Raw genomic sequence first — 15,378 nt, 5'->3', positions numbered from 1 at the left:
GCGCTGTCTAAAATCCAAAATATTCATTAGCGTTATTATAGCAGATATCTTCCACGATTCCGCCGAGAAGATCAAGGTCGTTTGGCAGCTCTCCATTTTCAACATCAGTTCCGATCAGGTTGCAGAGTATCCGCCGAAAATATTCATGCCTGGGGAAGGAAAGAAAGCTTCGGGAATCGGTTAGCATCCCAATGAAACAGCTTAGTAGTCCCATATTGGAGAGCGTATTGAGTTGATTTTCCATTCCATCTTTTTGATCCAGAAACCACCATGCCGAACCATATTGCATTTTCCCTTTCACTGAGCCATCATTGTAATTGCCAATCATAGCTGCCATCACTTCATTATCCGACGGGTTCAGATTGTAAAGAATGGTCTTCGCAAGCTGATCGGTTGAATCGAGCTGATTTAGAAACCGAGATAGATTTTGGCTCTGAGAAAAATCACCGATCGAATCAAATCCTGTATCAGGGCCCAGTTCTTTTAACATTCTATCGTTGGTATTTCGAAGTGCGCCCAGGTGATATTGCTGCACCCAGTTTTTGCCCTCATAAAGTTTAGCCAGTTCAATCAGAATAATATATGTGAGGCCATGCTTTTGCTTCGTACTTAATTCTTTTCCACTTCGGATTTGTATGAATGCTTCATTTGCTTCGACATTTGAAATATCTGAATAGTGAATTTTCGCGAGGCCGTGGTCGGCAAGCCGACAGCCGTTTTCATGAAAATAATTGATGCGTTTGTGCAGCGCCTCAACCAATAGCGGGAGGGTGCTGATATCGGTATCACTGACCTCGCTCAGCTGATCAAGATAGTTGTTGTAAGTTTCAACCTTATCAAAAGCATAGGCTTTGTCAGGCCTAAACGCCGGCAGGATTTTATCATCAAACGAACTGTCCCTGATATTTTGGTGATGCTCAAGACTGTCAACCGGATCGTCCGTGGTGCAAACAACCTTTACGTTCATACGTTTTAGTATTGACCGTGTACTGAATTCCGGATCCTGAAGATCATTTGTACACTTTTCATAAATCCGTTCTGCTGTGGATGGCTTGAGAAGCTCGTCAATATTAAAGTATCTCTGCAGCTCCAAATGGGTCCAGTGATAAAGTGGATTCCTGACGGTATAGGGTACGGTTTCTGCCCATTTAAGGAATTTTTCTTTGTCCGGTGCGTCACCAGTGATATATTTTTCATCAATGCCAAATGTTCGCATCGCCCGCCATTTATAATGATCGCCATCGAGCCAGATTTTAGTTAGGTTTGCAAAGTTTTTGTCACTGTCTATATCAGCGGGAGTGAGATGACAGTGGTAGTCGATGATGGGTTGAACGGACGCATAATCGTGGTACAGCGTTTTTGCTATTTTTGTTTGAAGTAAAAAATCATCTGTGAGAAAGGCTTTCATAAGTCAGCTCCTTGTATATTATTCAGATTAAATGTTAATGAGGTTTTTTAGCCCTTTTAAAGTAATTTATACACCCGGTTACAAACCCCACCCTAAAAATGGATTCTGCTAATAAAATATGATTGATCCTGAATTAAATTCACAATTATTTCAATGATGATTTTCTGATGATTAATTCAGGTGATAAAACGGTTTTTGTGGCGTTATGCTCTCCTTTACTTTTCTTCGCAATGTCTAAAAAAAGGTTTGCAGCGTATTGACCAATCTTCTTGCTATGCTGATCCACCGTAGACAGCGGCGGTTCTATGAAGGAGGTAAACGACTCATTACTAAAGCCAACAATAGCAACTTTTCCCGGTATATCTATTTCGTTGGATTTTAACACTTGCATCGCCCCGATGGCCGCATAATCACTGGATGAGAAAATAGCATCCGGCAAATTTTCCCACTGTATAATTTTTTCTGTCATCTGTTTCCCAGCCTCGAGTTTCAAATCGCTTTTGAGGATCAGGTTTTCATCCACATCAATATTGTTCTGGATAAGAGCCTCTTTGTATCCGCGCTTACGTTCTTTATAAATACTGACGTGTTCAGGGCCGGAGAAATGAACAATTCCGCGGCATCCCTGGTCAATCAAATGTTGTGTCGCTTTATAAGCTCCTATATAGTCATCGATAACTACAGCGTCAACATCAAGCGATTCGAGAGACTCATGGAGCCGATCAAAAAGAATAAGAGGCACATCACGGTCGACAATTTCTTTGCAATGATCAAAATCAGTTGTGCTTTTCGCATAGGAAGACATTATACAATCAATCTGGAATTTAAACAGGGTGTTGATGTTTGATATCTCTTTTTCAGTGGAGTCATTGGATTGATAGATGATGACATTGTAGCCGGCATCATTCACAACCTCTTCAATTTCCCTAATAATGGATGCAAAGAAGTTCCTGTCTGCCATGGGTATAATGATTCCAATCACATTACTTTTCCCTTTTCGAAGCGCAGCGGCAATATTGTTAGGATGATAATTTAGTTTTTTTGCCATTGCCCGGACAGACTGTTTTGTTTTGTCGATTATTCGGGGGCTGTCTTTAAGTGCCCGGGATACAGTTGAAGCAGTAATATCAGGATGCTCAGCGATATCGTGGATTGTCGTTTGTTTCTTCTTCATTTAAATGTTCTCACCCGGAGGTTTAGATGCCCTGCATGTGAATTTTTTAAATCAAATAGCCTGTTTGTTTTATCAGCATTGGATTAAAAAATGATTCATTTCAGTTTCTGCATATTCAAAGAAGTATTCGAGATCGGTAAAATTTGAATTGCTCAACTCACAGCCTGCTGTTACATAATAGTGAATCTCTTTCCGATAGGAGGCTTTTAAATGTGCTTTTCGGCACTGAATAATTTCGGATTCTTCGTTGGGCGCTTCTTTGTACTCGATATAATTTTCCGATGGCAGGATTAATCCCATTCCAGATAGTCGTCATTGTCTTAGTTTGCTGATCATGGGTGAGAATACCAGAACACCGCCATTCTCTTTAGCCCGTTCTTCAACAGGACGATCGTTATTTATATTCACTAACTCAACAATCAAAGTGTCAGTTGTTGCATCACTATGAAGCATCACATCATTTTCATAAAGATATATTCCATCCCAGATTGTTTCAAGATCATTGGATTGATCTCTGAAATGTCAGACATCGTAGGTGTTTTTAAACATTGATTGGACAGGACCACTGTATGATAACAGAAGAAAAGCCATTATAACTGTAGCTGTAAAAGAAAAAATACTCCTTGCAGAGGTATGATAGGTTTTCATGATCAATGCTCGTTGGCTGGTTTACCAATCGTAGCCAAGATACCGCCATCAACATAAATGACTTGTCCGTTCACAAAGTCACTCGCTTTTGACGAGAGAAAAACAGCGGTTCCGGCAAGATCGGATGGATCTCCCCAACGTCCGGCCGGCGTTCGGTTGATTATGAACTCGTTGAATGGATGATCTTCTTTGCGAATTGGCTCGGTTTGTGATGTGGCAAAATATCCCGGGCCAATGGCATTCGACTGTATATTAAATCGCGCCCATTCCGTTGCCATGCTTCGTGTAAGCATCTTAAGACCGCCCTTTGCAGCGGCATAGGCACCGACCGTGTCGCGGCCAAGTTCCGTCATCATCGAGCAGATGTTTATGATTTTACCCTCATTACGGGGTATCATGTGGCGAATAACCTGTTTAGCCATCACAAAAGGGCCTACAAGGTCCACATCGATCACCCGTCTGTATTCCTCTACATCCATATCTTTAAGCGGAACGCGCTTTATAATACCGGCATTATTTACAAGGATGTCGATTTGGCCAATTTCATTTTCAACTTTATCTACATGCTCACGGGCTTTGTCTTCTTTTGTGACATCAAAGATAAAGCTGTGAACCGTGTGTCCCTCACTTTCATACTGTTCCACAGCCCTTTCCATTCGTGAAGGAGTGGTGCCATTGATAATCAGTTCTGCACCGGCTTCAGCCAGGCCTTTAGCCATCGCCATTCCAAGGCCGTGGGTGGCTCCTGTCACAAATGCTCGTTTTCCGGATAAATCAAAAAGTCTACTCATGAATGATATTGGCTTAGTTGAGTAAAAATATAATTATCGCAGGTCGGTAGGCTTGGATTTGTCCATGTCGTTAAAATCGAGGTTTTCACCGGCCATTCCCCAAATAAAGGTGTAGTTACTTGTTCCTGATCCGCAATGAATTGACCATGGGGGAGAGAGCACTGCCTGTTGATTTTTCAGCCAAATATGTCGGGTGTTGTCAGGTTCACCAAGGAAATGACAGACAACCTGGTCTTCCGGCAATTCAAAGTAGAAATAAGTTTCCATCCGGCGATCGTGGACATGCGGCGGCATGGTATTCCAGACATTGCCTTCCTCAAGCTGAGTCATACCCATTTGCAGCTGACACGTTTTCACAATGCTGTGAACGATCAGTTTTCGTATAACCCTGTGGTTGGAGGCCTGCAACGAACCCAGTTCAACAATTTCAGCATCATCCTGGGTGATCTTTTGTGTTGGATATGATGTATGTGCAGGAGCTGAATTGAGGTAAAAAAGGGGCTGCTTTCCATTTGCCTGTTTGAATTCCACTTTGCCGGCTTCTTTTCCTACATATAGAGCCTCTTTGAAATCAAGAGTATACTCATTACCATCTACTGTCACTGTTCCTGTTTCACCCACATTTATAATTCCGATTTCCCTGCGGTCTAAAAACTGATCAGCCTTCAGGGGAGGAATTGTCTCCAGTTCCAGTGCGTTGCTTCCCGGTTTGGCACCGCCGACAATAAATCGGTCATAATGAGTGTAAACCAGGTTGATAACACCATCAGAAAACAGATCCGGCATTAGAAAATCATTTCTGATCTGATCGGTATCGTACGTGTCAAAGTCATCAGGATTTGCTGCAAATCGTATCGAATAGTTTGTAGACATACAAAAGGTAGGTTAAATTACATAATGTAATCGATTGCGCATTATATAGATTAATTTGAATATTTTCACACAATTATTCCGATTATAATATTGTATCAAAATATAAACGAAAGAATGAGAATCTTTTTTATACCATTAATTTTTAAGTCTCAGCGTAGTTATGAAAATTGAACATTTTGCTATCAACGTAAGCAACCCGGTTGAAATGACTGATTGGTACGTTGAACACATAGGATTAAAAGTTGTCAAGCAGGAAAAGGAGGCACCGCATACAACATTTTTAGCTGATGACGGTGGGCGGGTGATGCTGGAAATTTACAATAATCCGCCCGATGATGTGCCTGATTATGAAAACATGGATCCATTAATTGTGCATGTTGCATTGGTGTCCGAAAACCCTGTAAAAGACAAAAAGCGACTTATGGAAGCTGGTGCATCATTCATAAGTGATGATAAGCTTGAGGATGGATCTCACCTGGTAATGCTCCGCGATCCCTGGGGATTGCCTCTGCAGCTTTGCAAAAGGGGCGTGTCTATGCTTACATAATTCGGATGAGAATGCATCATCTGTAAGAATGTTTTTGTTAGGAATTTTATCGAGCATACTTTATTCAATCAGGCTCTGAATTCGAATCAATACTTGTCAAAACCTAACTTTCGAACATCCTCTGGTTGTTGATAAGCATGTTTGAATTGGAGTAAAATTAATGCAATCTATCTGATAGATGATAACTATCCCTTTAAAAATTTTTGCTTTACGCTCTGAAAATATGTCTACCTCTGTAGATTACAAACGATTGCACAATCTGTTGGTATTCTCAGATTATTTAATTCTCTTTATAACAGCCGTATCAACACCAGGAAATGTTGAGCATGGATTTGTGATCAAAAATTCCAGGCTTACGTCAGGTGCAGATTTCGAAGGTGTATATTTGGGGCGTCCCTGGAGAAATTTTGTCCCTGTCTGTATTTATAAACACAGACAGGGACAATCGTACCATCCCGAAAGGATGGCACAACTGGAACAGGCCGGAAGCTCAGGAGACTGTTTTCTATGGTGAATTTAGCAACTCAGGTCCGGGATTTATGCCGGTCGAAAGAGTCTCCTGGGTTAAACAGTTATCAACTATCGAAGCAGGGTCTTATACACCCAAAAAAATTTTATGGATAGCATCCGATAACGGACAACCGACAGTAGTGACACCATCATTGGCTGTTGAAGGCATTAGAATAACCAATTGATTTTATTACAAACAGAAAAAAACATGTTAGGAAAATACTCATTAGGTACAGGCGATCGGTTTGGGCAACAGGGGCAGGCACAATTACAGGCCGTGTTGAAAGCAAAAATCAACGATGGCGTGACTATTTACCCGGTTTGGAATAAATCACACCGGGAGCACGAAATTATTGGTACCAACCATAATGAGGTGAGGCGGGAAGCTGATTCTGCAACCTCAGCCCTGGGTTGGCGTGACCCGTATTTTGTTGATGCAGACCACATCACGCTGGATATTGTAGACCCATATATCCAGCTATCGAATTTCTTTACGATTGATGTTGCCGATTTTATTGGAGAACCTGCCGATGAATCTGATAAAGAGGAGTTTTTGAGACAAAATAGATCACTGATTGGTGAAGTGTCAATTCCGGGGATCTCTGAATCATTTAAGGTGAGTCAAGAATTGTTGGACGAGTGGTGTGATCAGTACCTCCACGCCATCAAGGAAGCAGGCAGATTATACAGATATATCAAGCAGAAGAAATCGAACGGAGAGGCTTTATTTGAGATCTCTATGGATGAAGTAGAGACACCTCAAACACCCGTGGAATTATTCTTTATTTTGAGAGCCCTATCCGATTATGATGTGATGATAAATACAATCGCTCCGAAGTTTACGGGTGAATTTTATAAGGGCGTTGATTACGTGGGTGAGATCGATCAGTTTATAAAAGAATTTGATGAAGATTTGTGGGTTATTGATTACGCCGTCAGGGAGTTTAAACTGCCCGAAAACCTTAAACTGAGTGTTCATTCGGGAAGCGATAAATTTTCGCTTTACCCGGAAATCCGAAAGCTGATCTTAAAACATGATACGGGGCTTCATCTGAAAACATCAGGCACTACGTGGCTCGAAGAGCTGATCGGTTTAGCCGAGAGCGGAGAGGATGGACTGAATATGGTACATAAAATCTACAAAAATGCCTATGGCCGGTATGATGAACTCACAGGCCCGTATCTGCCCGTGATTGATATTGAGAAATCTCAATTACCTCAGCCAGATGAGTTTTCTTCCTGGACCGGCCGGCAGATTAAAGAAGCAGTGGAACATAATCCTGATCATCCGAAATTTCAATCTGGATTACGTCAATTTTTCCATTGCTCTTATAAAATTGCTGCCGAAGAGGGCGATGCATTTATTGATTTGCTCGATGAGAATCGTGAGAATATATCCAGCCGTGTGACCCATAATTTGTATGCGCGGCATATTCAGCCGTTGTTTGTTGGGTAAATTTTATTCCTTTTTAAAGATTTGATTGCAAAGTATTCAACCAGTTCTGATATGCATCAAGGTAGAGTTTACGTTTTTCGGGCTGAGGTTCGAGCAGGTCAATTTTTTTGAGACTTTCAAATGCCTCTTCATGGCTGGAATAAATACCTGCGCCAACGCCGGCAGCCCTGGCTGCGCCCTGTGCCCCATCTGTGTTGTAAAGTTCGAGCCGGGTTCCGGTTGTGTTTACAAACGCATCCCGAAACAGGGGGCTCAAAAACATGTTTGCATGACCTGCCCGTACGGTATCAAGGGTCAGTCCCATATCCTGCATGATTTGAAAGCCATAATAGAGTGAGAATACAATTCCTTCCTGGGCTGCCCGCAGGAAATGGGTTTTATCATGCCTGTTAAAATTGAGCCCATGTACCTGGGCCCCAATTTCCTTGTTTTCAAATATTCGCTCAGAGCCATTTCCAAAGGGCAGGATTTTCAGTCCGTCGCTTCCGATCGAAGCCTGACCCGCCAGTTCGTTCATCTGGCTGTAGGTGAGGGTTGATTCGATGCTAAACTGCTTCCGAAGCCAACTGTTTAGAATGCCTGTCCCATTAATGCAGAGCAACACACCGTATCGATTCTGTTCAGCAGTATGGTTCACGTGGACAAATGTATTGACCCGGGACTTTTCATCGTAACCAAGAGAGTCTGTAATCCCGTAGATCACGCCTGATGTACCGGCTGTGGCGGCTACTTCGCCGGGATTCAGAACGTTTAGTGAAAAGGCGTTATTAGGTTGATCTCCGGCACGGTAGGTGACCTTAGTTCCTTTTTTGAGGCCAATCTCTTCCGCAGCCTCTGCCGTAAGTTCACCATGATCACCAAAACTATTGAGAGCTTCCGGAATTAATTCTTCATCGATCGCATATGTATCCAGAATATCTCGGGCGAGTTTATTCTCTTTGAAATTCCATAAGATTCCCTCCGATAAACCAGAATGCGTTGTACAAATTCTGTTGGTAAGCTTCATGGCGATGAAATCACCCGGGAGCATAATTTTGTGAATCTTATGGTAAAGTTCCGGTTCGTTTTCTTTGACCCAGCGTAGCTTTGAGGCTGTGAAATTTCCCGGTGAGTTGAGGTAGTTGTGAAGGCACTTTTCAGGACCAATGTTATGAAATGCTTTTTCGCCAATGTCAGCCGCTCTGCTGTCGCACCATATGATTGAGGGGCGCAGTACCCGTTTATTCTTATCCACTACCACAAGCCCGTGCATTTGATAGGAGATACCAATTGCGGCAACGTCGTCTTTCGTAATGTCCGTATTTTCGAGAAGCTTTTGGGTGGCCGTAACAACGTGCTCCCACCAGAGGTCGGGGTCCTGTTCAGCCCATCCGGGTTTCAATGCCTGCATGGACATCTCTTGTTCCGGTGAAACCGTTGCCCCTGCAAGATTGCCGGTACTGGCTTCAATTGCAGATACTTTTATGGATGAACTGCCTACATCAATTCCAAGTAAATAGGAGTGTTTGGTCATAAAAGGTAAAATGAAAAGTTTAGAGGCGTTTAATAAGAAATCCTGCCCAGCCAAACGGGCTAAGCAGGATTTCTTCAACCTTCTTTAATTATACTTCAGTCTTAAGGTTTCATTGATTATTTCAAGCGTCAGACCCTGTCAGATCTACTGCTTTGTAACCACCTTTACGTTTATCTCTGATGTACATCACAAGGAAGACAATGGCCACGAGGAATGCAACGGGAGCAACCCAGAGGAACGACATGCGTCCGCCATAGTTATCTGCGGGCCTCAAGATAGCGTTTGCTTCATTAATCAGCTCCTGCTCCTGTGCAAGAGTAAGATCGTTAATAGACCGCAGTGCATTACCTGTAAGAATACCGTCGAGTTCTCCATTTTCACGATAATATTCAAGTGCTTCAGTGGACCGTTCGTATACGTTTTGTACATCTGCCAGCCGGTAGCCAAGCTCTGCTACCTCTTCAGGATTTCCGGCAGCTTCCTCAGCTCTATCAATATATCCCGGGAATCGTTCTTCAACCTGCTCCAGAACATCAACTGTTTGTTCAACATTGAGTGCATCCGGCAGATAGCTGTCGGCAATACTTCCCATGATAGCGTTTGATCCGCCAGCCGCAAAGAAACCAAATCCGATCAGCAGTACAATACCAAGCGATCCGGCTTTTGGAAACCGCTCACTCATCAGCCCAACCATTGTTGGGAAGAAATAGGCAATACCACAGCCAAATACTGTAGCAGCAAGCAACAGTGGTACAATTCCAGTTTCAATAAATGCAAACATGAAGAGTCCCGTACCTGTCAGAACTGAGGCACCAATGAGCATGCCGGTAGGGGAGAATCTTTCCACAAATGTTCCGGCAAAGAATCGAAGAACCACCATAATCACACTAATCCAGACGAACACCAGGATTCCTGGAACCCCTGCAGCAAGCAGTACTTCTGGAATCCAGCGGCTTGGTCCCATTTCGAGTGAAAGAGTGATCATTTTCAGGAATATCAAACCCCAGACAAGTGGGTGGGTAAATGTGTAGCGGAACATCTCGCCGATTGGAATACCTGCTTCTGCAGTTTCGGTTTTTGGAAACTTTTCAGGCAGTACCATAATACCGTAAACAATAATTGGTATGTAAATGATAGCAATCTGAGTAGTCCAGTGGCCAAGATCGAGAAATCCTACAGAGCCAACCTCCACCATCGCAAATCCAAGCAGGCCACCTACAACCATCGAACCGGGGAAGAAGGCATGGAAATGATTGAGTTTGGTGGTTTTGTTCTTGGGAAACAGTGCAGCTGTGAGCGGGTTACCGGCTACCTCGATTAGGCCGTTCCCGGCACCAAAGCCAATGGCACCCATAAATAAGATCCAGAACGCATTGGGTTCACCTGCGTAAAGTGAACCAAAAAGAAAGAATGTAACACCTGCAAGATGGCATACAAATGCGCCTACAGTAGCTCGTTTTAACCCTATTTTTTCCAGAAACGGTCCAATCGTCAATAGTGAAACCGCCATCCCCCAAAGAGCAGCTCCGCCAATATAACCTACCTGGGCATTGGTAAGAATGAATTCGGTTTTTAGCTGAGCAAGTATGTTACTTACAAGTACAAATGAGAAGCCTGTGGGTACGAGCGCAAGACAGATTCCCATAAATATCTTCTTGCGGTTAATATCTGATAGTTGTGAGGTTGTGCTTTCCATAAGAATATTTGAGTTCTGGTTAGTTCGTGAATATGGTAGTTAGTTGTGATCAAGCAAGAATCCGCTTACGCAGCCTTTTACCGGCAGCCTGAATCTGGCGGAATATAGCTTATGTTCTCATCGTTTTAAAAGCGCTTTCCAAATCAAATCGGAAAGCGTCATTATTTACAATTGAACATCCGGATTCGAAATACCCGGTGGTGTAACCGTATGAGTATCGTAATTGTAAATAAATAATCGATTGACCGAAAGTTAATAAATGTAAACGGCACACTTAATGAGTATAAACATAATCTGCAAATTTCCAATCTGCAATTTCATATTTCTCAAGTGCTTCTTCAGTCAGAATGGATTTTACCATTCTTACAGGTATACTGCCTTCTTTTAAGATGCGATCGTGAAACCCTTTAGCGCTCATCCCGCCGTTTTCCACAAAATCCTGGTACAGAGAGTAAAAGTGCATGCCGCCGATCATGTAAGCAATTTGATATAGTGGGCCATATCCACCGGTAAATGAGCGCCGGACCTCTGCTTCCGCATTCGCATACTCGTGCCCAACCCGTTCAACCAGGTAGTCGATCGACTGCTGGGGCGTCCAGTTTCCGAGATGGTAATTCAGTGAAAAAATAATGCGCGCATACCGGTGCGTTCTCCAGAACAGCATGCCAATGCGGTCTTCAGGCGATTCGGCAAACCCTTTATCCCAAAGAAGCAACTCCCAGTAGAGGGCCCAGCCTTCGCCCCAGAAGGATGTTCGGAACGGCGCGCGGTAGGTGCTGTAACGCCGGTTCATAAATCCCTGCAGATGGTGACCCGGAATCAATTCATGGTGAACGGTGGCGCGATTGAAGTGCGGATTATTTCCCCGCATGCTCATGCGTTTTGCGTCGTGACCCATCGTGTTTGTTGGGTATGAAATGCGGATCACTTCACCGCCGAGGAAGAACGGGCTGATGAGCTGCCGTTCCGGCGACATCATCTCCATCCGCCAGACTTCCTTTGCGAGTGGAGGGATAGTTAGCAGGTCACGGCTTTCGATAAAGTCCATCGACTCGTTTTACAGCCGCATGATCAGCTCCGGTTTCTTGCCAGGTTCAACATATTGCTCTTTTACATGTTCGAGTGCCGCCCGCCAATCGTCTCCAAACCCAAGATCACGTGACGCTTCGAGCATTTCTTGTTCAGCTTTTGCAAACTGATGTTCTGCAATATCAATGAGTTCCTGAGGAGAATAGGCAATCATTTCAAATTCGAGCCGCTTTTCAATTTCCTCGCGCCCAATTGGGTTGCCGACTATTCCACTGTCGTCAATCTGTTCATTGGCGGCGTCAAAGTACTCATCAATCGTGTCGGAGTAAGTGGTCCATGTTGATGCAAGATTTTCATACGGCTCTTCGGCCCACCATGTAAATTCAATATCGTATCCGTGGTAGAAGTCATAGGCATCTTCCACGCTTTCAAAAATATCTTCAAGCGCGTCACTGGCGGCATTTGCATCTTTTTTCAAAAGCGGGAGGGAGGATTGAAGCGCTGCTTGTAATGAATCGATCTGTTCAGTCCATCTGTCCATCTCAGCGGCGATGGTTTTGGCGTCCGGTTTTGTACCGTAACGTCTTGTGTTGATGAACAGCATAATTGATTCTATATCAGGAAGCCACTCTTCAATGGCAAGAAATTGCTCATGATCGAGTTTCATAAAATAATTTCTCCGTTCTACGTGATTTCTCAGTAAGTGGAAATCCACTTTTCCGCGATGGTCAAGCGCTTCGAAATCGATGGCATCAAGCCGGTTTAGCCAGTCTCCGTAAAACTGGTCAAACCGCTCGAAATATTCATGAGAATACCTAACGTTGTAACGACGATTGAGAACGGCGTTATCTTCATCAAAAATTTCAATGAGGGTTGACATCGGAACATCATCTGACGTTTGCTGCGCTGCCGACACGCTAATTGCCGGGAGCATCAAAACCAGGGCTGCCAATACAAGTGAAAGGGAAATCAGCTGAAATGTAGCTGCCGGACTATTGGAGGATCGGGAAGAGTGAAGGGGATTCATCATGAGAAATTGATTAAGACATCAAAAATTGTGAGCGGTTTAGTTAAATCGGTTTGGACTGATTAAATCCGAATTGAGTTCAGATTTTCCATACATCACTAAATCTGCAAGCAGTTTGCCTGATGACGGGGCCAGACTCATGCCCATCATAGCGTGACCGGTGGACGTGTAAAAGTTGGAATATCCGGCAACGGCACCAACATAGGGCAGTCCGTCAGGGGAGCAGGGTCGAAGACCGGTCCAGACCTCATGGCCTTCCAGATCCTCAGCTTCAAATTGTGGCAGGTACTCAAGCACGGAATTTTTAAGCCCGCTGATTTTCTTCGGATTGACGGACGTATCGGTTCCAACGATTTCCATTGTACCGGCAAAACGCAGAGAATTATACATCGGGGTGAGGGTTACTTTTTTCTCTGATAATATCCCGCAATAGTCAGGGCGAACAGGCGGATTTTCCAGGGTGATACTGTATCCTTTTCCCGCCTGAAGGAGGAGTTTTCGGTCTGCCATCGACATAAAAGAAGACGACCATGCACCGGCACAATTAATGAATGTCTTACCGGTAAATGTCTGATTGTCTGAGGTGATTACAGATTCAACTTTCTCGCCGTTTGTTATTATATCAGTCACCTGCGTGTTATAGGAAATCCGAACGCCGCGCTTCTCAATAATGGATTTCAATTTTTCCATCAAAGACCCCGGATGTATATGCGCGTCATTTGGATAGTATGTTGCACCTACAATTTTTATATCAAGTGCTGGCTCTAATTTTTTAACCTCCTCAGGTGATAAAATCTCTGCCGGAATTCCCAGGTTGAGGGCTTTTTTAGCGATCTCAATTTCTTTTGAAAGACCGTAGTCTGTGTTACAAAACATGAAGAGTCCTTTCTTCTTAAAGCTGAAGTCAATCTCTACATCCAGCTCAATCTGAATCAGCAGGTCGCGGCTGGCCATCAGCAGATCTCTGAGAAGGGGTCCCGATTCTTCAACATGCTTTTCGGTCGAGGATTGCTTGAATTTCCAGAGCCACTGCAGCAGGTCGAGACTGAGGCGCGGGCGGATATAAAACGGGCTTTCGGCATCAAGCATCCAGCGCAGTCCTTTGCTGATCATACCGGGAGAGGAGAGAGGAATGATGTGGCTGGGCACAATCATACCGGCATTTCCGTAGGAGCAATTATCCCTGCCGGAACTCTTCTCGATGATAGTAACCTCGTACCCGGCACGATTCAAATAATAAGCCGCGCTTACTCCCGCAATTCCTGCTCCGATTATGATTATGCCGTTGTTGGACATCTGTTTAATTTATGAGTGATTTAATTCCGGAAATGGCGTCATCTCGGCCTCCGAGCCGGGATCTCCCATTTTCGTTCGATATGTAAATCCTGCCAGTGGCTTACTCCATACATGTTAAGATGGGAGATCCCGCATCGGGGTGCGGGATGACTCAATTTAACAAAGGAAGGGATACCAGACTGTGGTGTGGAATAACAGTATTGTTGATTAAAAAACATTTATTTACGCCATTTTTAGAAAGACTAGGTCAATCAAGAATAAAATCTATTTTGACCAATAAGTTATAGGGTCCAAATTGAAATACTAGTGCCGCTGCCCCAAGGTATCTCATTGCTGTGTAAACTGAATAAGTCATACTCATATCACCTGGAACCCAAATGCATACGGATCGTCGTCATCGATAAGAATATTGTTGTAGCCTGTAATTTTGGCCCATCCTTCGATACTTGGAATAATTGCGGGTTGTCCGCCAAGTTCTGTTTCCATTTCGATGCGGCCTGTAAAGACGCTGCCGATGTAGCTTTCATGAATAAATACATCTCCTTTTTTGAGCAACCCTTTTGCGTGCCACTGTGCCATCCGGGCTGATGTTCCCGTTCCGCACGGTGACCGGTCAATGGCTTTGTTGCCGTAAAAAACGGCATTCCGGGCGGTAGATGCCTCTTTGATTGTATCACCGGCCCAAAGAATGTGGCTTAATCCATTTATTGTTTTATCAACCGGATGTAAAAATGAGTGAGCATCGTTCAGTTGTTTTCGAATCTCGCCGCTCCACTGAACAAGCTGGTCGGCTTTGAAATCCTGAATGCCTGAAAAATTCTCTTGCGGATCAATAATAGCATAGAAATTTCCGCCATAGGCCACATCAACCGTCAATTCTCCGAGGGTTGGGCATGACACAGTAAGTCCCGTGGAGTGCAGGTAACTGGCAACATTTTGCAGCTTTACCGATGAGACCCGGTCTCCATCCATAGTGTAGAATGCCCTGACCAACCCTGCCGGTGTTTCCAGATTTACGCTGCCCGGTGTTTTTGGATCAACGAGTCCTTCCTGAATCATGATTGTAACGGTTCCGATGGTTCCATGGCCGCACATCGGCAGGCAACCGCTCGTTTCTATAAAAAGCACGCCGGTATCGTTTTCCGGATCAGACGGCGGATACAAAATACTGCCCGACATCATATCGTGTCCTCGCGGTTCAAACATCAGCCCTTTTCTGATCCAGTCGTATTCACGCAGGAAATGCTGTCGTTTTTCACTCATCGATCGTCCCTCAAGCAGGGGACCACCGCCGGCAACCAGGCGAACGGGATTTCCGCACGTATGCGCATCAATACAGAAAAAACGCTTTGAAATGCTCATATGGTTATTTTGATGATCAGGCTATCATCATCCAGATTAATTATAATT

The 15,378-nt window shown here is 44.0% G+C and carries 15 protein-coding genes; 4 read left to right on the top strand and 11 right to left on the bottom strand.

What is annotated here, in order from left to right; all coding sequences use genetic code 11:
* Positions 1–7: 7 nt before the first annotated feature.
* The 5 genes from uxaC to kduI form a co-directional block, all read right to left on the bottom strand.
* The gene (gene uxaC, locus AABW11_RS13505; protein WP_340105645.1) at positions 8–1,408 is read right to left on the bottom strand and encodes a glucuronate isomerase; all 1,401 of its coding nucleotides are present in this window, start codon (positions 1,406–1,408) and stop codon (positions 8–10) included.
* Between the two features lie 145 nt (positions 1,409–1,553).
* Positions 1,554–2,582 carry a LacI family DNA-binding transcriptional regulator gene (locus AABW11_RS13500; protein WP_340105644.1) on the bottom strand — a complete coding sequence of 343 codons (1,029 nt, stop codon included), beginning with the start codon at positions 2,580–2,582 and terminating at the stop codon, positions 1,554–1,556.
* A gap of 72 nt (positions 2,583–2,654) precedes the next feature.
* Positions 2,655–2,882, bottom strand: coding sequence for a DUF4861 family protein (locus AABW11_RS20165; RefSeq protein ID WP_445263776.1), 228 nt, complete (start codon positions 2,880–2,882; stop codon positions 2,655–2,657).
* A 350-nt stretch (positions 2,883–3,232) separates the two neighbouring features.
* Complete coding sequence (locus AABW11_RS13495) at positions 3,233–4,021, bottom strand: gluconate 5-dehydrogenase (protein WP_340105643.1); 789 nt, start codon at positions 4,019–4,021, stop codon at positions 3,233–3,235.
* Between the two features lie 33 nt (positions 4,022–4,054).
* Positions 4,055–4,894 carry a 5-dehydro-4-deoxy-D-glucuronate isomerase gene (kduI, locus tag AABW11_RS13490; protein ID WP_340105642.1) on the bottom strand — a complete coding sequence of 280 codons (840 nt, stop codon included), beginning with the start codon at positions 4,892–4,894 and terminating at the stop codon, positions 4,055–4,057.
* 160 nt (positions 4,895–5,054) lie between these two features.
* Between kduI and AABW11_RS13485 the strand changes: the two genes are divergently transcribed.
* The 4 genes from AABW11_RS13485 to AABW11_RS13475 all read left to right on the top strand — a co-directional run bounded on the left by AABW11_RS13485 (position 5,055) and on the right by AABW11_RS13475 (position 7,407).
* Positions 5,055–5,441: a VOC family protein gene (locus AABW11_RS13485; RefSeq protein WP_340105641.1), complete on the top strand. Its 387-nt coding sequence runs from the start codon at positions 5,055–5,057 to the stop codon at positions 5,439–5,441.
* A gap of 223 nt (positions 5,442–5,664) precedes the next feature.
* A complete protein-coding gene (locus AABW11_RS13480) occupies positions 5,665–5,955 on the top strand; it encodes a hypothetical protein (protein WP_340105640.1) in 291 nt (96 codons plus the stop codon).
* The gene (locus AABW11_RS20160) at positions 5,849–6,136 is read left to right on the top strand and encodes a pectinesterase family protein (protein WP_445263777.1); all 288 of its coding nucleotides are present in this window, start codon (positions 5,849–5,851) and stop codon (positions 6,134–6,136) included. The genes AABW11_RS13480 and AABW11_RS20160 overlap by 107 nt, the downstream gene beginning before the upstream one ends.
* Before the next feature lie 23 nt (positions 6,137–6,159).
* Positions 6,160–7,407: a tagaturonate epimerase family protein gene (locus AABW11_RS13475; protein ID WP_340105639.1), complete on the top strand. Its 1,248-nt coding sequence runs from the start codon at positions 6,160–6,162 to the stop codon at positions 7,405–7,407.
* 13 nt (positions 7,408–7,420) lie between these two features.
* Here AABW11_RS13475 and AABW11_RS13470 read toward each other — a convergent pair whose 3' ends face one another.
* The 6 genes from AABW11_RS13470 to AABW11_RS13445 form a co-directional block, all read right to left on the bottom strand.
* Positions 7,421–8,920, bottom strand: coding sequence for a xylulokinase (locus AABW11_RS13470; RefSeq protein ID WP_340105638.1), 1,500 nt, complete (start codon positions 8,918–8,920; stop codon positions 7,421–7,423).
* Between the two features lie 121 nt (positions 8,921–9,041).
* Positions 9,042–10,616 (bottom strand): MFS transporter, encoded by a 1,575-nt coding sequence (locus AABW11_RS13465; RefSeq protein WP_340105637.1) that lies wholly within the window; start codon positions 10,614–10,616, stop codon positions 9,042–9,044.
* A gap of 274 nt (positions 10,617–10,890) precedes the next feature.
* Positions 10,891–11,664, bottom strand: a complete 774-nt coding sequence (locus tag AABW11_RS13460; RefSeq protein WP_340105636.1) for a DUF885 family protein — start codon at positions 11,662–11,664, stop codon at positions 10,891–10,893.
* A gap of 9 nt (positions 11,665–11,673) precedes the next feature.
* The gene (locus AABW11_RS13455; protein ID WP_340105635.1) at positions 11,674–12,675 is read right to left on the bottom strand and encodes a DUF885 family protein; all 1,002 of its coding nucleotides are present in this window, start codon (positions 12,673–12,675) and stop codon (positions 11,674–11,676) included.
* A 36-nt stretch (positions 12,676–12,711) separates the two neighbouring features.
* Positions 12,712–13,968, bottom strand: coding sequence for an NAD(P)/FAD-dependent oxidoreductase (locus AABW11_RS13450; RefSeq protein ID WP_340105634.1), 1,257 nt, complete (start codon positions 13,966–13,968; stop codon positions 12,712–12,714).
* A 357-nt stretch (positions 13,969–14,325) separates the two neighbouring features.
* Positions 14,326–15,330 carry a 4-hydroxyproline epimerase gene (locus AABW11_RS13445; protein WP_340105633.1) on the bottom strand — a complete coding sequence of 335 codons (1,005 nt, stop codon included), beginning with the start codon at positions 15,328–15,330 and terminating at the stop codon, positions 14,326–14,328.
* Positions 15,331–15,378: the final 48 nt, after the last annotated feature.

Source organism: Rhodohalobacter sp. 8-1 (genome assembly GCF_038150125.1).
In the GTDB taxonomy this organism is placed as follows: domain Bacteria; phylum Bacteroidota; class Rhodothermia; order Balneolales; family Balneolaceae; genus SW132.
Note: the sequence above shows the minus strand (reverse complement) of the source record. Positions and strands in the feature narration are given on the sequence as shown.